Raw genomic sequence first — 20,622 nt, forward strand, 5'->3', positions numbered from 1 at the left:
GCTTGCGGGCGGCACCGGCGCGGGACCGGGCCGGCGACCGGCTGCGGACCGCGGTAGACAGGTCGGGGCAAGCTCGGAGTCGAGGGCCGTGGTGTTCCTCCGGAACGGGCTGGGACAGGACAACTGATCAATCATGCCGAACCGCACACGATCTTGTCATGCCGCACCCGGTGGAACCACACTCCATGGCGGGGCCAACTAGCAGTTCTCGGTGATGACATCCTGCAGCGTGGACAGAGAGCTCTGGTCTTCCTCCCGCTTCTTCTGGAGCTGTTCCACGATCTTTTCGAGGGCCTGGATCTCCTTCAGGTCCGGATTTGCTTGCGCCTTGAGAGCTGCGATTTTCTCTTCGAGCTCATTGATCCGTTTACCAGTGCGGTCGATTTCCTTCTCGAGATCCTTCGCGATGCGCTTCATCATCTCGCAGCCGGATTCGTTTGGTGGGGCCAACTCGATCACTCCCTGTACGGTCCTCACGAGCCGCGTCGACACACGGCTCGATCAGTCTTCGGCACTCCTGCGCACCCCGCATGCCCGGAGGCCGGCCGTTCAGCCGTTCGGGGCCTGGGCAGGGCAGCGGTGACTGTCACCTTCGGCTCTCCGCCGCCACGGCTTCCACAAAACGCTCCAGCGCTCGCGGGTTGCCTTGAAGGAACAGATTCGGCTCGATGAGTTCCAGTTCCATGACCACGGGTTCCCTGGCCTCGTTCAACGCCAGGTCCACACGGGCGAACATCAGGGTGCGCGACGACGGAATCGCTGCCAGCGCCCCCAGCGCTGTACGGATCTCCGCCTCGGTCGGCTGATACGGGGCGACACCAGGGTGCACCTCCCTGAAATTGTCGATCACTCCGGGTTCGGTCAGCACGGGGTCCTTCCGGATCGCATGGCTGAAGCAGCCGGAGAAGAAGACCAGAGCGCGTTCCCCCTCCTCCACGAGAGGCAGATACGGCTGGATCACCACGACGCGACCTTGGTCCAGCAGTACCCGGGCATGGCGCATGGCGTCCGCGTGCCGGCCGGGCTCGTAGCGGGCGGTGTCACACGCGCCCGCGGAAACCGCGGGCTTGACCACCACTCCATCAGCCCGGTCGAAGTCCCCTTCGCTGCACCGCCCGCCCGGTTCGATGATGTGCGTGGGCACGACGGGCACCCCGCGCTCGGCGAGTTGCAGCAGATAGCGCTTGTCGATGTTCCACCGCACCACCGGCGCCGGATTCCACAGCCGGGTGACGCGGGCCGTCGCGTCGACCCATGCCAGGAACTCGCCGGGGCGTTCGGCGTAGTCCCAGGTCGACCGGATGACCGCCAGATCAAAGCCGGCCCACGCCGCACGGTCCGCATCCCAGGCCACCGCTTCCGCTGCCGAGCCGTCGGCTCGCAGCGCGTCCACGATCAGCGGGAGATCCACGTCCTCGTCGAGGCCGAAGCCGCTCGTCACGACCGCGATCCTGGCAGCGCTCATGCGCTCTCCCGTCGTCACACGCCAGACCCGCCCCTTGTGAGACGGCAACGTCTTGGCCAGGGCGAGACCTCCGGTCAAGCACTCTTCCACGGCTCCAGGGCGGGCACCCCTTGTGCCGGAGAGGAGGGGGCCGCCGCCGGGGAACGGCAGCCGACGCTGCCCGCCGGGGTCAGGGATCGATACGTGGGCGGCCGGGGACGCCTACGAGCGGTACATGGGCCGGTGGAGCCGTCTGGTCGCGGACGAGTTCATGACGTGGCTCGGCTGCGCGGACGGTGGGCGGTGGCTGGATGTGGGCTGCGGTACGGGGGCACTGACCGCGACGGTTACTGACCGCTGCCGGCCCCGGTGCGTGGTGGGGCTGGAGCGGTCCGCCGGGTTCGCGGTCTCGGCCCGCGCCGCCGTTCCCCCACCGGCGCGCTTCGTGGTGGGCGACGCGCTGTCACTGCCGGTGGGTGACGAAACGTGCGACGTGGCCGTCAGCGGACTGGTGCTCAACTTCCTGCCCACGCCGGGCGCGGCGGTGGCCGAGGCGGCGCGGGTGGTCCGGCCAGGCGGGCTGGTCGCCGCGTACGTGTGGGACTACGCGGAGGGCATGGCGTTCCTGCGCCGCTTCTGGGACGCCGCGGTCACGGTGGACCCGTCCGCCGCCTCGCTGGACGAGGGCCACCGGTTCCCGGTGTGCCGCCCGGATCCCCTCCGCGCGCTGTGGACGGAGGCGGGGCTGGTCGACGTGGCCGTCGCCCCGATCGAGGTGTCCACCGTCTTCGCCGGGTTCGCGGATCTGTGGGAGCCCTTCCTGGCGGGTCAGGGGCCCGCCCCCGGCTACGTCGCGGCCCTCGCACCCGCTACCCGGGGCCGCTTGCGTGACACGCTGCGCGGGGCATTGCCGACGCGACCGGACGGGGCGATCGCGCTCACCGCCCGCGCATGGGCGATCCGGGGCCGAACGCCGGTCCTCCCGGGCCCCTGACGGAAAGGACGATCTTCCCCGTGGTGCGGCCGGCCTCGCCGAGCGCGTGCGCCTCGGCGGCGTTCTCCAGCGGGAAGACCGCGTCGACTGCGACGCGCAGCCGGCCGCCGTCCACCAGCGCGGCGATCTGGCGCAGCCCCGCCTGGTCGGGCTCCACGAGCATGAACACCGCATGGACCCCTGCGGCGTCGGCCTGTTCGGCGGGGAAGGTCTCGTCCAGCGGCAGGATGGAGATCAGCGAGCCGCCGCGGCGCAGGGTGCGCAGCGAGCGCTCCCAGTAGGAGCCGCCGATGGTGTCCAGGACGACATCGACGTCACGCACGGCCTCGGCGAAGTCCACCTCGGTGTAGTCGACGAGTTCATCGGCGCCCAGCGTGCGCAGGAAGGCGTGTTTGGCCCGGCGGGCGGTGCCGATGACGTGCGCGCCGCGGGCCTTGGCGATCTGTACGGCCAGGTGGCCGACCCCTCCGGCGGCGGCGTGGATCAGAACGCGTTGGCCGGGCTGAATGTCGGCGGTGTCCACCAGGGCCTGCCAGGCGGTCAGCGCGGCCAGCGGGAGGGCGGCCGCCTGGGTGTGGTCGAGTGCCTTGGGCCCGTGGGCGAAGTGGCGGGCGGGGGCGGTGACGTACTCGGCATAGGCGCCGGCGGGGTGGGGGAAGCGCGGCATCCCGAACACCTCGTCACCCGGCTTGAAGATCGTGACACCGGGGCCGGTCGCCTCGACGACGCCGGAGACGTCGAAACCCAGGATGAAGGGGGGCTCGGCTCCGGTGGCGAACCGGCCTCGGGCACGGGTCTTCCAGTCGGCCGGGTTGACTCCGGCCGACTGTACGCGCACCAGGATCTCCGTCCGGTCCGGGACGGGCCGCGCGGTCTCGACGACCTTGAGGACCTCCGGACCGCCGGGGGCGTCCTGGGTGACGGCCCGCATCGTGGTGGGGGTGGTGGCCTGGGACATGTTCGTCTCTTTCAGGAAGTTCATTCGTGCGGTGTGCCCGTTCGCTTGGGCACGTGCCAAGACTGTTCGGCCGGCAGGTCCCCCAGTAGCGGCTTGACGGCCAAGGTCTGAAAGGATCGGGTCATGCATCGCGTTGGCGTCCTGGCCTTGGACGGCGTCCTCCCCTTCGAGCTGGGCATTCCCGCGCGAATCTTCGGCGCCGCCCGCGACGCGGCAGGCAAGTCGCTGTACACCGTGACCACATGCAGCCTGGACGGCCGCCCCGTACGTGCCGAGGCCGACTACGACCTCACCGTCTCCCACGACGCATCGCTGCTGGCCACCGTCGACACCGTGGTGATCCCGCCCTCCCACGCGTTGGGTCCCATCCGTGCGGAAGGCCGCCTGCCGGACGGCCTCCGTGACGCGCTGGCCGCCGTACGGCCCGGCACACGGATGGTGGCGATCTGTACCGGCACCTATGTCCTGGCCGCCGCCGGGCTGCTCGAAGGCCGCCCGGCCACCACCCACTGGCGCGAAGCCGACCGCTTGCAACGCATGTTCACCACGGCGCGCGTCGACCCCGACGTGCTCTTCGTCGACGACGGCGACATCCTCACCTCGGCCGGGGTGGCCGCCGGCATCGATCTGTGCCTGCACATCGTCCGCCGCGACCACGGCAGTCGGATCGCCAACGAGGTCGCCCGCTCCTGCGTCGTGCCACCCTGGCGCGACGGCGGGCAGGCCCAGTACATCCAGCGCCCCGTCCCCGACCCGGCCGGCAACGGCACCGCGCCCACACGCGCCTGGGCCATGGAGCGCCTCGCCGCACCCCTCACGCTCGCCGACCTGGCCGCCCACGCCAAGGTCAGCGTGCGCACCCTGACCCGCCGCTTCCGCGAGGAAGTCGGCCTCAGCCCCGGCCAGTGGCTCACCCGGCAGCGCGTCGACCTCGCCCGTCATCTGCTGGAGACCACCGACTGGCCCGTCGACCTCGTCGCGCATCGGGCCGGCTTCGGCACGGGCACCTCAATGCGCCAGCACCTCCATGCCGCGATCGGTGTCTCACCCCAGGCGTACCGCCGCACCTTCCGCCCCACGCGCACAGCCGCCTGACGCCCGCTTCCGCGCCGCTCCGGCGATGCCGGGGCAGGAGAAGGTGTGCGGGAAAAAGCCCAAGCCCGAATACTCCGCGTCTCGCTGCTCCCAACCCCTGCTCCCCCTCCCCCCCGGGCCCGCTTCGGGTGGGCAATAGCCTGAGTCGTATGGATGAGATCGACGGGGTGGAGGTCATCACCTTCTTGGACGCCGAGGCGTTCGAGAACTGGCTGGCCGAGCACTGCACACGCCACGAGGGTGTGTGGATCAAAATGGCCAAGAAGAAGTCAGGCATTCCGACGGTCACCGACGACGAGGTGGTCGACATCGGGCTGTGCTACGGCTGGATCTCCGGGCAACGGCGGTCCTTCGACGAGCAGTACTACCTGCAGAAGTACGTGCCCCGTCGGCCCAAAAGCCTGTGGTCACAGGTGAATGTGGACAAGGTCGCGATGCTGACGGCATCGGGGCGGATGCGCGAACCCGGGCTGGCGGAAGTGCGCAAGGCACAGGAGGACGTGCAGGGGCGGGGGCCTACGAATCGCAGAAGACGGCGACGGTCCCGTCCGATCTCGCGGCGGCGCTCGACGCGAACCCCGAGGCCATGAAGGCGTTCGAGGCACTCGACACGACCGGGCGCTACCTGATGATCCTGCCGTTGCTCCAGGCTCGCACCCCGAAGTCCCGGAAGATTCGGCTCGAGAAGGCACTGAAGGCACTGACGATCGGTGAAGTACCCGGATAGTCCGGCCATTTGCGAGCTCGGCGATGTCCGAAGGCAGGCCGGGCAGCTCCTCGCTCGCACAGGCATCAGGCAGACATCGGGTGTCGGCCTGACAAGAGCGTGGCCTCACCGGAACCAGAGACCTCCAGGCCCCTCGCCGCTCATCTGAGCGCACGCGGGGGAATCCGTTGCCGTGGGACCAAACGCGGCACATAGTGGAACTGAGCTTGCACTCGCGAGATCGGAGGATACCGTGATCGTCCTCGGAGTCATTCTGCTCATCATCGGCTTCCTCGCCGGCATCGCCATCCTGTGGACCATCGGGATCGTCCTGGTCGTCATCGGTGTGATCCTGTGGATCCTCGGCGCGGTCGGACATGCCGTCGGCGGGCGGCGGCACTACTGGTAGCGGCACTACCGGTGGAGGACCGCTACCTGCGGGCCGGAGAGCGCTGACGCGCAGCCTCCGGTGGCCTCACGTATTGCTGCCTGTGGACTGAGTGCACGGCGGCGTGAAAAAGCCCTGCCCCCGTGCACTCCAGCAGGAAATTAACCCCGAACCAGTAACATATCTATCTCAGGTGCGGTAGCTTTCAGGGAGGTCGCGGGGGAGCTTTACTGTGCCCTTCGGCTCTGACCCCACGGCTGGGCAGCTGAAGAGCGCTGTGCTGTGGGGAACAGGGCTGTGGGGAACAAGGACACCCCGCAGCCGCCGCGATCGCGTCGGACGAGGAGGCAGGAGCAGTGAACGCCAGGCTGGTGGCCCTCCCCGCGAGCCGGGAGCAGGAGGAGCAGGTCGTGCTCCAGCTGACGGGTGAGCTCGACCTGGACAGTGAGGCCGTATTGGCTGCGGCCATGACAGAGGTTCTGGAGAGCGGGCGACGGTGGATCGTTCTGGACTGCTCTCGTCTCGCCTTCTGCGACTCGCGCGGGATGAACGCCCTCCTCGGCGCACAGCAGCGCGCCCGGGCATCCGGCGGCGGAATCGCCCTGGCCGCGGTCGGTGGACACGTACGGCACGTACTCGCCCTGACCGGCATGGACCAGGCCGTCACCACGGCGGCCTCGGTGGACGCGTGCTTCGACCTCATCGCCCCCTCACCGGCCGGCACCACACCGGAGCAGCCGGACGCCACCGCCTGACGGCATGCGCCGCCACAGCACCTGGGCGGGGCGACGCGTCATGCCGGAGGTCGGTCCGCTGCCACATGCGGTGGGGCCCGGCCTTGAAGGCCGGGCCCCACCAACTCCCATGACGAGTGCGCTGCGTCAGTCCTTGAAGGCATCCTTGGCCTTTTCCTTGGCCTCGCGCAGATCGCCCTTGGACTTCTCGGCCCGGCCTTCGGCGGTCTTGCTCTCGTTGCCGACCGCACGGCCCGCTTCCTTCTTGACCGTGCCCTTGACCTGCTCGCCCTTGGCCTTGGCCTTCTCGTTGGCGCTCATGATGCGATCACTTCCTTCTCGTCGCCCCCGCTGCTGCCACCCTCCGGCTGCCCTCGCATCGTGCACGCAAACACTGTCGGGCAGCCGGCGGCGTGCGGTCTCGGCGACCGGCTCCACGACGAGCACCTCGATCCGGCCGTCAAACAGTCGCCGCTGTGGCGGCCGCCGTGGCGGCTCGAAGCCGCGGTGGCACAGCCGGTGGCAGGATGAGGCACCGGGCGACAGGACCGCACGACATCGTGACCTAGGACGGGACGGGCAGGGTGAACATCACCTCGAAACCCGCAGGCCGCCGGGGCGCGGCACGGAACGCTCCGCCGTACATGTTGACCCGCTCCCGCATCCCGATCAGCCCCTGACCGCCTCCTGTCACCTGCCGGGGAGCCGCACCCGGATCCCCGCCGTCGTCGACCACCCGGACGGTGAGCTGCTCCGGGGTGTAGTCCAAGGACACGGTCACGTGAGCCGGTCCGGCATGCTTGAGCACATTGGTCAGCGCCTCTTGGACCATCCGGTACGCGCACAGATCGGGGCCCGGTGCCAGTGGCCGCTCGACCCCGTTTGCCATGACCTCGACGGTGACACCCGCGGCCCTCATGCGTTCGACGAGCTCGGGCAGGCTGCCCAGGCCGGGTGTCGGCCCGCTGGGCGAACCGGCGATGACGTCGGTGCCGTCGGGCGGGATCCGCAGCACCTTCAGCAGGCCCCGCATCTCCTCCAGTGTCCGGCCGGCGGTGGTGTTGATGGTGTCCAACGCGGCTCGGGCGGTCTGCGGGGCGGAGTCGAAAACGTACTGGGCCAGCCCGCTCTGCACGGACAGCACGGACACGTGGTGCGCCACCACGTCATGCAGCTCCCGGGCGATGCGGAGGCGTTCCTCGGTCACCGCGTGGCGCGCCCTCGCCTCCTGCTCCCGTTGGAGCTGACGGCTCAGCTCGGCCAACTCCACGTTACGGAGGCCGAGTTGGCGCAGACTCGCACCGAAGGCCCAGGCGATGCCCAGGACGATGACCGTCTGCGCGACGGAGACTCCGACCGACAGGACCCCCGTGGCCAAGGAGCCGTAGGTCCACACGACGGCCGTCGGGATCGCCGCAGCCGTCACCGCCCGGGCCGGCCGGAGGGTGGCGACGGTGAAGAAGGCGAGTACGGGTCCCCAGACGTTGACCGATGGCTGGTACCCCGAAGCCGAGTAGGCGAGGAACCCCGTAGGAGCGCCGTTCACCGATGCCGGCCCGCCCGTGCTCCACACACCGTGGGCTGGGGTCCGTGAGCTCTGCGGCGATTCGCGAACTCCCCGGATCGGCCTCATCGTTCACCTTTTCGGACTACGTCAGCCGACACACTTGAGGGCTCCATTCGGGCGGAATCAGATGAAACCGATCCGTTGAGGTCCGCGGCCGGGGCATGCTCTCCCCCGACAGGGTCCCGCTCCGGCTCGGCCCCTGTAAGGGTCCGCCGGGACCCGGCATGAGTGTCATGCCGGTATGCGAGGGAGCGTGCCATGCACCACAACGGTTCGACGTCGTTCTCTTTGCCGCGTGCGGCCGCGAGGACCGTCGTCACAGGTCTGGCTGTGTTCGCACTTGCCGTCGGCCCTGGTCCCGCGTCTGCTGAGAGCAGAAGCGTCTCTTCCATCACGGACCCCAGCATGGTCTGCGATTGGGTCGCCACTGCGTCCGCCACGATCCAGACCGATGCCCAGCGCCCCATCCCCGAGCCGATGATCTGGCATTCCTTCGTCTCCACCGCCATGTACAACGCCGTCGTCGGCATTCAGGGCCGATACGCCCCCTACAAGTGGACGGCGCGTGGGCCCCGCTCCGCCTCTCCCGCCGCTGCCGCGGCGGCTGCCGCTCACCGCGTGCTCCTGACGTACTTCCCGGCCTCGAAATCCCGTCTGCAAGCCGCCTACGCCGCCTCGCTCGCCAAGATCCCCGACGGGCGGGCCAAGGATCAGGGAGTGGCGTTCGGGCAACGCGCCGCCGACCACATCATCACGACCCGGAAGGGCGACGGCCGCTCCGCGCGCGTGGTCTTCGCCGCCCGTCCCGCCCCCGGGGTCTGGCGACCGACCCCGACCGCCCATGAGCCCTTCAGCAGCGCTTGGATGGGCAAGCTGCGGCCGATGCTGCTCACTTCTCCGGGGCAGTTCCGCCCCGGCGGGCCCCCGAAGCTCACCTCCGCCCGCTACGCCAAGGACGTCACCGAGGTGAAGGCGTTCGGGTCGAAGAGCGGGTCGAAGAGAAGCCCGGAGCAGACGGATACCGCCCGGTTCTTCTCCGGCGCCCTGAGCACTCAGGAAGCCTTGTGCGACTACGCGGCGCGGCACCGCTTCGGCATCGCCGCGACGGCGCGGCTGCTCGCCGCCGCGAACACCACCACAGCCGATGCGGTCATCACCGCCTGGGACTCCAAGATCCACTACCGGTCGTGGCGGCCCATCACCGCCATCCGTTTGGCCGACACCGACGGCAACCCGAAGACCGTGCCCGATCGGGCGTGGGAGCCCCTGCTCCGCACGCCCGCGCATCCGGAATATCTGAGCGGACACGCGACGACAGCCGGTGCCTTCATGCGGGCGCTGACCGAGATCCTCGGCACCTCCCGAGTCGACCTCTCCATCACGTCACAAGCCACGGGCTCCACCCGGCACTACACGTACGCGGACCAGTACAACCGCGACGTGATCAATGCCCGTGTCTGGGGAGGCATCCACTTCCGGTCCGCCGACACCGTCGGCAACGACACCGGCCAACGCCTCGCGTCCTGGGCGCTCGCCCGCTACTTCCGACCGCTCCGCTAGGTGTCGATCGCGCCCATGCCTCAGAACCGCCCGCCCGGGAACGAGGATGGGCTCCAGGGCCGTGGCGGCCTCCAGATAGTCGTCGAGCGGCATGCCGCCCAGTCAACAGTGCCCCTCTCCGGAGGGTCGGTGACGCGCGGAGCGCCTGGACCGCGGGAAGCACCGTGGCTTCCCGCGGTCCAGGGCAGCTACCGGCCGGGCCAGGCCGGACGGACCGGTCGCCGCGTTCTCACGGCTTCATCTCGTACGCGCCGGACAGTGCCTCCACGCGCTCCCAGACCCGCGCCGAGCGGGCGTCGTCGATGACCGGGCGCCGGACCGCGCCCAGTGCCCAGCGCTGCTGCTCCTCCGTGGCGGAGTCCTTGCCGTGCAGCTCGACGGCGTGCGAGGAGAAGTCGCGGACCAGGACGGCGAACAGTTCGTCCAGCACGTCTTCGTCGAGGCCGGTCAGGCGGGCCTGCTCCAGGATCAGCTGGCCGTGCACGACGAGCGCGAACAGCTGGCCGACGGCGAGGAGGAGGTCGAGGTCACGGCTCTGCTCTTCGTCGGGGGCGGCGGTGGTGACGAACTCGCACAGCGCGTCCGCCTGCTCGCGGAAGCGCGCGACGTTGGACACGCCGGCGTACGCGTCGTAGGCGGTGCGCCAGTCGTGGAAGCGGATGGCGCCGAGGCCGCGGGCCGGGCCCTGACCGAAGAGGAACGCGTCGTCGGCCGCGTCGAGGCGGGTCGGCACGGGCGCGTACTCGGCGGGGTTCAGCAGGTGGTTGCCCATGAACTTGAGGATCAGCGCGAGGTTGACGTGAACCGTGCCCTCCAGCTTGGGCAGCCCGCGTATCTCGGTGGCGGCCTGGGCGAAGTAGGTGTCCTTCTCGAAGCCCTTGGCCGCGATGACGTCCCACATCAGGTCGATGACCTTTTCGCCCTCGGTGGTCACCTTCATCTTCGTCATGGGGTTGAAGAGCAAGTAGCGGCGGTCGTCGGGCCCGGCCGAGCGGAAGTAGTCGACGGCGCGGTCGCTGAACAGCTTCATTCCGACGAGGCGGACGTAGGCGTCGGTCAGCTCGCGGCGCACGTGCGGGAAGGCGGTGACGGGGCGGCCGTAGAGGATGCGGTTGTGTGCGTGGGTGACGGCCTCGTACATCGCGTGCTCGCAGATGCCGATCGAGGCGGTGCAGAGGTTGAACTTGCCGACGTTGACGGTGTTGAGGGCGGCGTCGAACGCGGCGCGGCCGGTGTGCAGCACGTCCTCGGCGGCCACCGGGTAGTTCTCCAGGCGGAACTCGCTGACGTACTTCGAGGAGTCGACGACGTTCTTCACCAGGTGGTACGCCTCGTGGCGGCTGTCGGCGGCGAAGAAGACGTAGCCGTCGGGGCCCTCGACGTCGGTGCGGCGGCCGAAGACGGAGACGAGCCCGGCGGCGTTGCCGTTGCCGATGTAGTACTTGGAGCCGCTGGCCCGGAAGCCACCGTCGCCGTCGGGCTCCAGCAGCATGTCGGTGGAGTAGATGTCCGCGCCGTGGGACTTCTCGGACAGTCCGAAGGCGAACACCTCACCCTGGGTGAGGAGTTCCGCGGCGCGGGTCCGGGCGGCGGCGTTGTCGCTCTGCCAGACCGGGCCGAGACCGAGGATGGTCACCTGCCAGGCGTACCAGTAGTCGAGACCGTAGAAGCCGAAGATCTCGTTGAGGGCGGCGATCCGGGCGGTGTCCCAGCGCTTGTCCTGCTGCCCGTCGGCGGCGGAGGCCGGGGTGAGGAAGGTCGCGAACAGCCCCTCCTTGGCGGAGAACGCCAGGAAGTCCGCCAGCCAGGCACGGGAACGGTAGTCCTCGATCAGCTTGCGCTTGCCGCGCTCCTCGAACCAGTCGACGGTGGCGCGCAGCAGCCTGCGGGTCTCGGGGTCGAAGTGCGCGGGGTCGTAGGTGCGCGGGTTGAACAGAAGCGGGTCAGCCATGGGTGTTCGCCTTTCCTGCTGGGCAGTTGACGGGTGACGCATGCGGTGGGGAGGGCGTTGCGGGGGCCGGACCGGTGGCTCGCCGGTACCGGTCCAGCGCTCAGGGCCGGAGCCGGTGGAGGGTGGCGAGTACGTCGTCGAGCCAGGCGAGCATCATCCGCTCGTAGGCGATACCGCCGCGCAGCACGGCGTGCTGCAGCTCCCGTCCGGCGTCGGGCGTTCGGGGAGCGTCGGGTCCGGTGAAGTCGCGCAGCTCCCCCGCGAGGTAGTGCGCGAGCCGGTCGGCGTGCTCCTGGTGGTGCCGCTCGACCTCGCGGATCAGCGCGGCCGGGTCGTCGAAGGCCGCGCCGCGGATCTTCACGGCGAGGTCGTGCCGGACGCTCTCGGGTTCGATCGGCTCGTGGAGCCATCCGGAGAGGGCGGCCCGGCCGACGGCGGCGACGGAGTACTCCTTCTTGTCCGGCCGGCCCTGTTGCGGCACCTCGCGGACGTCGATCCAGCCGTCGCCCTCCATGCGCTTGAGGACGCGGTAGATCTGCTGGTGGGTGGCGGTCCAGAAGTAGCCGATGGACCGCTCGAAGCGCCGGGCCAGCTCATAGCCGGAGCCGGGCTTCTCCAGCAGGGAGACGAGGATCGCGTGCTCGAGCGCCATAGCCCGGATCTTCCTATGCAACTCGTTGCATATACAAGACCGCCTGGATGAGACACGGCTCACCCCCGCAGGGCGGAGCGACAGCCCGCACAGGGGGCAGCGGGAAGGGGCCCTCGGTGCTGTGTCGTCAGTCGATGGAGAGCCCGGCCGCCGATTCGGCCAGCGCGTCCAGAACCGGCCTGATCAGCGGGTGGTGCTCGGCCCCCCGGCGCACGGCGGCGAAGACCCGGCGGGTCGCGGCCGGGCCCGTCACGGGGAGCACCACCGTGTCCTTGAGCTCCATGCCGCGCAGCGCGGAGCGCGGGACGAGCGCCACCCCGGCACCTGCTCCCGCCAGCGCCACGACGGCGCGGAAATCGTCCGAGGAGTGCACGAGGCGTGGCTGGAATCCCGCGAGCTCGCAGGCCAGCAGCATCACGTCGTGGCAGGGGTTGCCGGGGTAGGGGCCGATCCAGTCGTTGTCGGCCAGCTCGGCGAGCGCGACGTGCGCGCCCCGTCCGAGGGGGTGCGAGGTGTGCAGGACCGCGTCGAACGGCTCCGCGTAGAGGGGTACGCGCGCCAAGCGCCGGTCGTCCTCGCCCGGCGAGCCCCGGTACTCGACGGCCAGGACGACGTCGGCTTCCCCGTCGAGCACCAGCCGCAGGCTCTCCGCACCCTCGGCGTCCCGCACCCGTACCCGGATGTCGGGGTGCCGGTCGGCGAGCCGCCCGATGGCCGGGGCCAGTACCTCCGCGATGCCCGTCGCGAAGGCCACCACCCGCACCTCGCCGGCCGCCCCGCCCGCGTACGCCGCGAGCTCGGCCTCGGCCCGCTCCAGCTGGGCGAGGACGGCGTTGGCATGGGCCAGCAGGATGTCGCCGGCCGCCGTCAGCCGTACGCCCTTGCCACTGCGGGTCAGCAGGGTGTGGCCGGTCTCCTGCTCCAGCGCGGCGAGCTGCTGGGACACGGCGGACGGGGTCAGATACAGCGCTGCGGCCGCGGCGGTCACCGTCCGGTGGTCCGCCACGGCTCGCAGGATGCGCAGCCTTCGGGGGTCGATCACCCAGCCATTGTCGCCCGGGCGTCGATGAAGGCCGCCACGGCCCGCTCCACGTCGGCGGTGGAGTGCGCGGCGGAGAGCTGCACACGGATCCGGGCCGCGCCCATGGGGACGACGGGGTAGGAGAAGCCGATCACGTACACACCGCGCTCGAGCAGCAGCTCGGCCATCCGGCCGGCCTCGGCCGCGTCGCCGATCATCACGGGGGCGATGGCGTGGTCGCCGGGCAGGATCTCGAAGCCCGCCTCGGTCATCTTCGTACGGAAGAGCTCGGTGTTGGCGTTGAGGCGCTCTCGCAGCTCACCGGCCGACTCCAGCAGGTCGAGGACCTTGATCGACGCGGCGGCGATCACCGGGGCGAGGGAGTTGGAGAAGAGGTACGGGCGCGAGCGCTGGCGCAGCAGCTCGACGATCTCGGCGCGGGCCGCGACGTAGCCGCCCGAGGCGCCGCCGAGGGCCTTGCCGAGGGTGCCGGTGATGATGTCGACGCGGTCCATGACGCCGTGCAGCTCGGGGGTGCCGCGGCCACCGGGGCCGACGAAGCCGACGGCGTGCGAGTCGTCGACCATGACCATGGCGTCGTACCGGTCGGCCAGGTCGCAGATCTCGGCGAGCGGGGCGATGTACCCGTCCATCGAGAAGACGCCGTCGGTGACGATGAGCCTGCGGCGGGCGTCCTGGGTGTCCTTGAGCTGCTGCTCCAGGTCCGCGAGGTCACGGTTGGCGTAGCGGTGCCGGCGGGCCTTGGAGAGGCGGATGCCGTCGATGATCGAGGCGTGGTTGAGGGCGTCGGAGATGACCGCGTCCTCGGGGCCGAGGAGGGTCTCGAAGACACCGCCGTTGGCGTCGAAGCAGGAGGAGTAGAGGATCGTGTCCTCCTGGCCCAGGAAGGCGGAGAGCCGCTGCTCCAGCTCCTTGTGGATCTCCTGGGTGCCGCAGATGAAGCGCACGGAGGCCATGCCGTAGCCCCAGCGGTCGAGCGCGTCCTTGGCGGCGGCGACGACGTCGGGGTGGTCGGCGAGGCCGAGGTAGTTGTTGGCGCAGAAGTTGAGCACGTCGCCGGACGCGACGGCGACGGAGGCGCTCTGCGGGGTGCCGATGACGCGCTCGGGCTTGTAGAGACCGGCGGTGCGGATCTCGTCGAGGGTGGCGCGGAGGTCGTCGCGGACGGATGCGTACATGCGGGGGTTCTCCTGGCGGTGGTTCTGCGGGGCCGGGGCGCGGCCCGGTTCGGGAGGGCGGAACGGGGCGGGGCCCGTCGGTGGCTCAGGTCGTCCAGTCGAGGATGATCTTGCCGCTGCGGGCGGTGGCGGCCTCGTCGAAGGCCGCGCCGAAGTCCTGGTAGCCGTACTTGCCGGTGATCACGGGGCTGAGGTCGAGGCCGGCCTCCAGCAGGACGGTCATCGCGTACCACGTCTCGTACATTTCCCGGCCGTAGATGCCCTTGATCGTGATCATCGAGGTGACGATCTTCGACCAGTCGACCGCGAACTCCTCGGCGGGCAGGCCGAGCATGGCGATCCGGCCGCCGTGCGTCATGTTCGCGACCATGTCGCGCATCGCCTCGGGTCGGCCCGACATCTCCAGACCGATGTCGAAGCCCTCCTTGAGGCCCAACTGCCGCTGCGCGTCGGCGATGTCCGACTGCGCGACGTTGAGCGCCAGGTTCGCGCCGGCCTTGCGGGCGATCGCCAGGCGGGACTCGCTGACGTCGGTGATCACGACATTGCGCGCGCCGGCGTGCCGGGCGACGGCCGCCGCCATGATGCCGATCGGGCCCGCGCCGGTGATCAGTACGTCCTCGCCGACGAGCGGGAAGGAGAGCGCGGTGTGCACGGCGTTGCCGAACGGGTCGAAGATCGCGGCCACGTCCAGATCCACCTTGGTGCGGTGCACCCAGACATTGGACGCGGGCAGGGCCACGTACTCGGCGAAGGCGCCGTTGCGGCCGACGCCGAGTCCGACGGTGGAGCGGCAGAGGTGGCGACGGCCGGCCAGACAGTTGCGGCACTTCCCGCACACCAGGTGGCCCTCGCCGCTCACCAGGTCACCGACCGCGATGTCCGGGACGTCCGCGCCGACGGCCGCGACCTCCCCCACGAACTCGTGACCGAGCACGAGCGGTGTGGCGACGGCCTGCTGCGCCCAGCCGTCCCAGGACCGGATGTGCAGGTCGGTGCCGCAGATGCCGGTACGGAGCACCTTGATCAGCACATCGCCCGGGCCCACCTCCGGCTCCGGCACGTCCATCAGCCACAGCCCGGGCTCGGCGTACTGCTTGACAAGTGCCTTCATGGCTGTGGCTCCAGGCGAAGTGAAAGAACTGACGACGAACGCGTACCAATCTGACGGGCCGGAGGGACGCCGTCCATCGAGGATTTCTTAACCGGGCCAACAGCGGAGCTTCACGCGCGCGGGGTCGGTTCCCGAGGTGAAGGCTCGCGCTCCGTGGTGACGGCCGCAGCCACGGCCCTGGGGGCGACGAAGAGGGTGACCGCGAGCGCCAGCAGGAGCAGCCCCGCGCAGGTGTAAGCACAGACCTCCAGCCCGGTGGTCATCGCCTCGCGCGCGGCGTCCGCGACCGCCGCGGTCTCCGGATCGGCCGAGAGCGAGGGGATCACCGCTCCCGCGCTCTCGGTCACGACCGTGCCGAGCCGTTCGGCGTCCTGGCCCGGAAGACCCGTGCGGGCGAGACGGTCGTGCAGGCTGGAGGCGAGCGTGCTGAAGAACAGGGTGGTGAGTACGGCGATGCCGAGCGCGGAGCCCAGTTCGCGTGCCGTGCTCTGGATGCCCGACCCCTGTCCGGCGCTCTCGACGGGTACGTCCGCGAGGGCGACGTTGGTGACCTGCGCGGTGGCGAACCCGACGCCGACGCCGTAGACGAACAACGCGATCACGATCAGCCACCAGGCGCTGTCGGTGGCGGCGATCAGCCCCAGCATCACCAGACCGGCGGCCTCCAGGAGCAGACCGGTCCGTACGTGCACCAGCGGCGGTGCGGGCATCGAGAAGCTCGCACCGCTGGCGCAGAAACTGCCCACGGCGAGGGCGGCGAGCGCGAGCCCCGCCTGGAACACGCTGTAGTCCAGAGCGAACTGCAACCACAACGGCAGCACCGCGATGATGCCGAACTCTCCGACGCCGACCATCAGCGTCACGACATTGCCGTTGCGGAACGAGGGGACGGAGAACAGCCGGACGTCCATCAGCGGCTCACCGTTCTTGCGGCCGAGCGCCGTCTGCCGGCGCCAGAAGGCGAACAGCGCCAGCGCCGACACGAGGAAGGCGACGAGGGCCGGAGAGGGGCCGTCGCGCCATGTGAGACCGCCCACGGTCAGCGGCTCGGTGGTCATCAGCCAGCCGTAGGTGCGTCCTTCGATGAGCGCGAACGCGAGCAGGCCGAGCCCGATCGTCGACAGGGCGCCGCCGAGGACGTCGATACGCCCCGGGGTGCGGGGCGACGCGGGCAGGTGGAACAGAACGCCCGCGGTGATCAGCGCCACGAGGGGGACGTTGACGCCGAAGGCCCAGCGCCAGGAGAAGTCGGCGAGCCAGCCGCCCAGCAGCGGGCCGACGGCCGCCGCGGCGCCGATCGTCGATCCCCAGACCGCGAACGCCTGCCCTCGGGCCTTGCCGGTGAACGACGCGTTCACCAGGGCCAACGACGTCGGAAGGATCATCGCACCACCGATGCCCTGCAAGAACCGGGCCAGGATCAGCAGGCCGACGTTCGGCGCGAACGCGGCCACCACACTGGTCGCGCCGAACACGCCGAGACCGATGAGGAAGATCCTGCGGGCGCCGTGCAGATCGGAGAGGCGTCCGGTGAGCAGGAGCAACGCGGCGAAGACGATCGCGTAGGACTCCTGGATCCACTGGGCCTCGACCGCGCCGATCGAGAGGTCCTCGATGATCGGGGCGAGGATCACGTTGACGATGGTGATGTCCACGACGATGAGGGCCACACCCAGAGATACGGCGATGAGGCCTAACCACCGGCTCATGAGAGGGGATTGCGCTGTGCCGTCCACGATGACTCCGCCCTGAGATGCCTTTACGGCAAAGGTAGATAGCTTTGCGGCAAAGCTAGTTTGGGCAGGGTAGGTTGTCAACCGAGCGGTGGAGCGCGCCACCCGCGCAGATCGAAAGTGGAGATGTCCATGGAGAATCCGGAGTCCGGCCACCTTGAGGTGCAGCGCGATCGCCTCATGGAGGGGCTGCGAGCGTTCGGCGCCAACTACACCGAGTTCACCCAGCGCTTCGCGACCTGGCTGGGGCTGCACTCCACGGACGCCGCGGCACTGGCCGAGATCCTGTACGCCGAGGACAAGGGCTCTCCCCTGTCCCCCGCCCGGCTGGGCGAGCGCATTTCCCTGTCCTCCGGCGCGACGACCATCCTGCTGAACCGCCTCGAGCGGGCAGGGCACATCGTCCGCACCCGCGAGCACACCGACCGCAGGGTCGTGACCCTTCGCAGCAGCCCCGAAATCAAGCCCCGGGCGGTGGAGTTCTTCGGTCCGTACGCCGAGCGCATGGCCGGGGAGATGGCGCAGTACCCCCCCGAGCAGCTCCGACAGTTCGAGGACTTCATCGGCCACCTCCGCGGGACCATGGATTCGCTGCTGACGAACGAATACCGGGAGTGCCGCCCGGGCAGCCGTCCCTCATCGGAGACCGCCTGAGCCGTGCGCGGAGGCGACCGCCGACAGGCCCCGCCGGCGCTACCGGCCGGGCCCGCCGGAGTCGACGACGAAGTCGAAGGTCGCCTGCTTCGCCGGTCCGGCCTGGCGGACGTTCATCAGCAGGGCGGCGTTGAAGAGCGGGTCGGTGTGGTTGCGGGGCTCGCCGGGGAAGTAGAGCTGCGTGGTGAGAACGGGCCGGCCGGGCGCCTGCACCTTGACGTGAAGGTGACGGGTGCGCCCTGGGTAGAGTCCGGGAACGATCGTCGTGAGCGTGAAGGCCCCCCGCGCGTCGGTGTACTGGTGCCCCCTCAGCCTGAATCCCCGGTTGTCGTACGCGCCCGCGTCGTCCGCCTGCCAGAAGTCCAGCAGGGCGTGCGCGACCGGCTGACAGGTGAGCCCGAAGACGTAGCCGCCGACCGTGAGCCGGGTTCCCCGCGTCCCGGGCTCCAGCAGGGAGACGCGCTCGGGTGAGCGTGGCTTGAAGTAGGGGCCCTCGGTCTGCGGCGGCGTGGGATCGTCCCCGTCGTCGCAGAACGGCGTCGGCGCCAAGGGCGCGTCCGAGGGCCGACGGTCACGGGCGAGGGCCGCGCCGCCACCGAGCAGCGCGGGCAGGGATACGGCGACGAGGGTCGCCTTGAGCAGGGTCTTACGACTGACCGGCCGTCCCTCGGCCTCCGTGTCGTGGGTGTGGATGTGCTCGTCCGCCATGGTCTGCCTCCAGGGGGGTGAGTTCCTCACTCACGAAGCTAGGGCGGCGGACCGTGCGGATCGATGTACTCCGTTCGGTGAACGTGGTGATTCCCACCCCCCGTGCGGCGGAACTCCCCGGGACTCGCGCCGGTCTCCCGTCGGAAGAAGCGGCAGAAGTACGCGGGGTCGGAGAACCCCATACGCCGGGCGACCTGGCCGACACCGAGGTCGGAGCCGGTCAGCAGCCGCTTCGCCTCGAGTGTCCGGGCCGCGCGGACCAGCTCGCCGGGTGTCCGGCCCGTGGTCCGTTTGACGGCCTCGTTCAGATAGCCGACCGAGACCCCGAGCCGCGCGGCGTACGCCCCGACCGACCACTCGGCGGCCCCGCCGGTCCCGGTGAGCAGCAGGCCGAACTCCCGGGAGACCCCCGCGGCCCGGCCCGTGGCCGTGTCGGGTCTGCGGGCACCGGGCAGCCGCAGCGCGTGGACGAGCAGGATGTGCAGATACGCCTCGAGCACGGAGGCGCAGCCGTCCGCCCGGGCGGCGAACTCCCGCTCCATCGCCCGGATCAGCGCACCGAGCCCGGCGGCGTCGCTGCCGGCCGGTCCGGGAGGCAGGTGCAGCCATGACCGCTCGCCGAGAACCCGCAGGAGTTGCCGGTCGCCGGGGCGGGCCAGCAGGAAGTCCTCGGTGAACAGCATCAGCACACCCCGCAGACCGGAGACCCGGTCCCAGTAGTGCACCTGTCCCGGCAGCAGAACGCACAGGTGCGGAGGGCGCAGCGGCCGGCGGACGAGGTCGATGACGTGGGCGCCGGAGCCCGCGGTCACGTAGACGATCTCGTAGAAGGAGTGCCGGTGCGGATAGCCCGCGCGGGAGTCGGGGCCGAACGCGTCGAAGGACCCGATGGTGAAGGGCGCGACCTCCGGTGGCGAGGGCGTCAGCCGGTGCAGGGGTACGGGGTGGTCGGCGGGTGGCGTCCCGTCGTGCGCTCGTGTGTTCACGGCCCGGTCTCAGCGGCCTTGCAGGGCCTTGACGTTGTTGCCGAACGTCCACCCTTTCGAGCCGTCCCAGTTGAGTGACCAGGTCATCAGTCCCTTGAGTTGGTTGTTGTAGGTGTTCCAGGCCTGCGCCACGAGGTTCGGCGTCATGTGGCCGCCTCCGGCGCCGGGCTGTGCCGGCAGCCCCGGGACCTGCTTGTCGTACGGGACCCTGATCGTGGTGCCCTGGATCACCAGGCCCTTGTTGAGGCAGTCCGTCTGTGCGGTGAACCCCTTGACCGTTCCGGCGGAGTAGGAGTCCCCGGAGCAGCCGTACATGTTGCCGTTGTAGTACTGCATGTTCAGCCACCACAGACGGCCGTTGTCCGCGTACTTCTTCACTATCGGCAGGTAGGCGCCCCAGATCGAGCCGTACGTCACGCTGCCTCCGGTGACGTAGGCGGTTTCGGGCGCCATCGTGAGGCCGAAGTCCGAGGGCATCCGGGCGAGCACGCCGTCGATGATGCGCACGAGGTTGGCCTGCGAGGCCGACAGCCTGTTGATGTCGCCGCTGCCGGTGAGGCCCGTCTCGATGTCGATGTCGATGCCGTCGAAGTTGAACGTCTTCAGGATCGGCACCACCGTCTCGACGAACCGGTCGGCAACGGTGCTGGAGCTGAGGTCGATACCGGCCGTCGCGCCGCCGATGGACATCAGGATCGTGACACCGGCCGCCTTGGCCTGGCACATCTCGGCGGGGGCCGCGACCTTCACCGTCGCGTCCATCGCGTTCTCCCACAGGACGGTGCCGTCCGGGCGGATCACCGGGAACGCCGCATTGACGACGTTGTAACCGTGTTCGCGGATGCGGGAGTCCGTGATCGGAGTCCATCCGAAGGGCGGGTGGACACCGTTCGCCGCGCCGTCCCAGTTCTCCCAGTACCCCTGGAGCACCTTGCCCGTGGGCCTCGACTTGATCGCGCAGGTGTCCTCGCCGGCCGCGCTCGCCTTCGCAGCGAGCGGCACTTGAGCGACGAGGGCCAAGGCCAGGCCGACCCCCAGCAGCGGTGACATCCGACCGACCATTGCTTCTCTCCCTTCCACCCGGAGAGGCAGCCGATGGCGGGACGAGCGGTGCGCGCCCGGATTTCTTCGAACGTAAGACGGCCCTGACATGTCGTC

23 protein-coding genes are annotated in these 20,622 nt (G+C 70.0%); 9 read left to right on the forward strand and 14 right to left on the reverse strand.

Annotated features, from left to right (window positions below):
• Nucleotides 1–198: 198 nt before the first annotated feature.
• Both FHS38_RS20350 and FHS38_RS20355 read right to left on the reverse strand, forming a co-directional pair.
• Nucleotides 199–459 carry a hypothetical protein gene (locus FHS38_RS20350; RefSeq protein ID WP_184735370.1) on the reverse strand — a complete coding sequence of 87 codons (261 nt, stop codon included), beginning with the start codon at nt 457–459 and terminating at the stop codon, nt 199–201.
• 127 nt (nt 460–586) lie between these two features.
• Complete coding sequence (locus FHS38_RS20355) at nt 587–1,465, reverse strand: ATP-grasp domain-containing protein (protein WP_184735372.1); 879 nt, start codon at nt 1,463–1,465, stop codon at nt 587–589.
• A gap of 214 nt (nt 1,466–1,679) precedes the next feature.
• Between FHS38_RS20355 and FHS38_RS20360 the strand changes: the two genes are divergently transcribed.
• Nucleotides 1,680–2,438 carry a class I SAM-dependent methyltransferase gene (locus FHS38_RS20360; protein ID WP_184735374.1) on the forward strand — a complete coding sequence of 253 codons (759 nt, stop codon included), beginning with the start codon at nt 1,680–1,682 and terminating at the stop codon, nt 2,436–2,438.
• On the opposite strand, the gene FHS38_RS20365 is transcribed toward FHS38_RS20360, so the two are convergent.
• The gene (locus tag FHS38_RS20365; RefSeq protein ID WP_373301833.1) at nt 2,383–3,420 is read right to left on the reverse strand and encodes an NADP-dependent oxidoreductase; all 1,038 of its coding nucleotides are present in this window, start codon (nt 3,418–3,420) and stop codon (nt 2,383–2,385) included. The two genes, FHS38_RS20360 and FHS38_RS20365, sit on opposite strands and share 56 nt — an antisense overlap.
• A gap of 99 nt (nt 3,421–3,519) precedes the next feature.
• On the opposite strand from FHS38_RS20365, the gene FHS38_RS20370 reads away from it, so the two are divergent.
• The 5 genes from FHS38_RS20370 to FHS38_RS20385 all read left to right on the forward strand — a co-directional run bounded on the left by FHS38_RS20370 (nt 3,520) and on the right by FHS38_RS20385 (nt 6,340).
• A complete protein-coding gene (locus FHS38_RS20370) occupies nt 3,520–4,491 on the forward strand; it encodes a GlxA family transcriptional regulator (RefSeq protein WP_184735376.1) in 972 nt (323 codons plus the stop codon).
• Nucleotides 4,492–4,640: 149 nt separating this feature from the next.
• Nucleotides 4,641–5,081, forward strand: a complete 441-nt coding sequence (locus FHS38_RS20375) for a YdeI/OmpD-associated family protein (protein WP_308433552.1) — start codon at nt 4,641–4,643, stop codon at nt 5,079–5,081.
• Nucleotides 5,078–5,218: a YdeI/OmpD-associated family protein gene (locus FHS38_RS36130; RefSeq protein ID WP_308433551.1), complete on the forward strand. Its 141-nt coding sequence runs from the start codon at nt 5,078–5,080 to the stop codon at nt 5,216–5,218. The genes FHS38_RS20375 and FHS38_RS36130 overlap by 4 nt, the downstream gene beginning before the upstream one ends.
• A 232-nt stretch (nt 5,219–5,450) precedes the next feature.
• Nucleotides 5,451–5,606 (forward strand): DUF6131 family protein, encoded by a 156-nt coding sequence (locus FHS38_RS20380; RefSeq protein ID WP_184735378.1) that lies wholly within the window; start codon nt 5,451–5,453, stop codon nt 5,604–5,606.
• 335 nt (nt 5,607–5,941) lie between these two features.
• On the forward strand, nt 5,942–6,340 hold the full coding sequence (locus FHS38_RS20385) for an STAS domain-containing protein (protein WP_184735380.1): 399 nt from the start codon (nt 5,942–5,944) through the stop codon (nt 6,338–6,340).
• Nucleotides 6,341–6,466: 126 nt separating this feature from the next.
• Here FHS38_RS20385 and FHS38_RS20390 read toward each other — a convergent pair whose 3' ends face one another.
• A complete protein-coding gene (locus FHS38_RS20390; RefSeq protein WP_184735382.1) occupies nt 6,467–6,640 on the reverse strand; it encodes a CsbD family protein in 174 nt (57 codons plus the stop codon).
• A 60-nt stretch (nt 6,641–6,700) separates the two neighbouring features.
• Here FHS38_RS20390 and FHS38_RS20395 point away from each other — a divergent pair, with 60 nt between their 5' ends.
• Nucleotides 6,701–6,850, forward strand: a complete 150-nt coding sequence (locus FHS38_RS20395; protein WP_184735385.1) for a hypothetical protein — start codon at nt 6,701–6,703, stop codon at nt 6,848–6,850.
• Between the two features lie 34 nt (nt 6,851–6,884).
• Here FHS38_RS20395 and FHS38_RS20400 read toward each other — a convergent pair whose 3' ends face one another.
• Nucleotides 6,885–7,865: a sensor histidine kinase gene (locus FHS38_RS20400; protein ID WP_184735387.1), complete on the reverse strand. Its 981-nt coding sequence runs from the start codon at nt 7,863–7,865 to the stop codon at nt 6,885–6,887.
• Nucleotides 7,866–8,291: 426 nt separating this feature from the next.
• Between FHS38_RS20400 and FHS38_RS20405 the strand changes: the two genes are divergently transcribed.
• Entirely contained in the window at nt 8,292–9,446 is a 1,155-nt protein-coding gene (locus tag FHS38_RS20405) for a vanadium-dependent haloperoxidase (protein ID WP_229822638.1), read from the forward strand.
• Between the two features lie 229 nt (nt 9,447–9,675).
• On the opposite strand, the gene FHS38_RS20410 is transcribed toward FHS38_RS20405, so the two are convergent.
• From FHS38_RS20410 to FHS38_RS20435, 6 genes are all read right to left on the reverse strand, one after another.
• Entirely contained in the window at nt 9,676–11,397 is a 1,722-nt protein-coding gene (locus FHS38_RS20410) for an acyl-CoA dehydrogenase family protein (RefSeq protein ID WP_184735391.1), read from the reverse strand.
• Between the two features lie 100 nt (nt 11,398–11,497).
• The gene (locus FHS38_RS20415) at nt 11,498–12,049 is read right to left on the reverse strand and encodes a PadR family transcriptional regulator (protein WP_184735392.1); all 552 of its coding nucleotides are present in this window, start codon (nt 12,047–12,049) and stop codon (nt 11,498–11,500) included.
• Between the two features lie 127 nt (nt 12,050–12,176).
• The gene (locus FHS38_RS20420) at nt 12,177–13,091 is read right to left on the reverse strand and encodes a LysR family transcriptional regulator (RefSeq protein WP_184735394.1); all 915 of its coding nucleotides are present in this window, start codon (nt 13,089–13,091) and stop codon (nt 12,177–12,179) included.
• Nucleotides 13,088–14,269, reverse strand: coding sequence for a glycine C-acetyltransferase (locus FHS38_RS20425; RefSeq protein WP_184735396.1), 1,182 nt, complete (start codon nt 14,267–14,269; stop codon nt 13,088–13,090). The genes FHS38_RS20420 and FHS38_RS20425 overlap by 4 nt, the downstream gene beginning before the upstream one ends.
• 85 nt (nt 14,270–14,354) lie before the next feature.
• Nucleotides 14,355–15,383 (reverse strand): L-threonine 3-dehydrogenase, encoded by a 1,029-nt coding sequence (gene tdh, locus FHS38_RS20430; protein ID WP_184735398.1) that lies wholly within the window; start codon nt 15,381–15,383, stop codon nt 14,355–14,357.
• Between the two features lie 110 nt (nt 15,384–15,493).
• Nucleotides 15,494–17,092: an MFS transporter gene (locus tag FHS38_RS20435; RefSeq protein ID WP_184735400.1), complete on the reverse strand. Its 1,599-nt coding sequence runs from the start codon at nt 17,090–17,092 to the stop codon at nt 15,494–15,496.
• Between the two features lie 156 nt (nt 17,093–17,248).
• Here FHS38_RS20435 and FHS38_RS20440 point away from each other — a divergent pair, with 156 nt between their 5' ends.
• Nucleotides 17,249–17,770 (forward strand): MarR family winged helix-turn-helix transcriptional regulator, encoded by a 522-nt coding sequence (locus FHS38_RS20440; protein ID WP_373301832.1) that lies wholly within the window; start codon nt 17,249–17,251, stop codon nt 17,768–17,770.
• 39 nt (nt 17,771–17,809) lie between these two features.
• On the opposite strand, the gene FHS38_RS20445 is transcribed toward FHS38_RS20440, so the two are convergent.
• From FHS38_RS20445 to FHS38_RS20455, 3 genes are read right to left on the reverse strand one after another with little or no spacing between them, the layout of a single operon-like run.
• Nucleotides 17,810–18,478: a dioxygenase family protein gene (locus FHS38_RS20445; protein WP_184735404.1), complete on the reverse strand. Its 669-nt coding sequence runs from the start codon at nt 18,476–18,478 to the stop codon at nt 17,810–17,812.
• Between the two features lie 38 nt (nt 18,479–18,516).
• Entirely contained in the window at nt 18,517–19,464 is a 948-nt protein-coding gene (locus tag FHS38_RS20450; protein WP_229822637.1) for an AraC family transcriptional regulator, read from the reverse strand.
• 9 nt (nt 19,465–19,473) lie between these two features.
• Nucleotides 19,474–20,526, reverse strand: coding sequence for a chitinase (locus tag FHS38_RS20455; RefSeq protein WP_184735406.1), 1,053 nt, complete (start codon nt 20,524–20,526; stop codon nt 19,474–19,476).
• Nucleotides 20,527–20,622 lie beyond the last annotated feature (96 nt).

The sequence above is a fragment of the Streptomyces netropsis genome (assembly GCF_014203545.1).
GTDB classification, from domain to species: domain Bacteria; phylum Actinomycetota; class Actinomycetes; order Streptomycetales; family Streptomycetaceae; genus Streptomyces; species Streptomyces netropsis.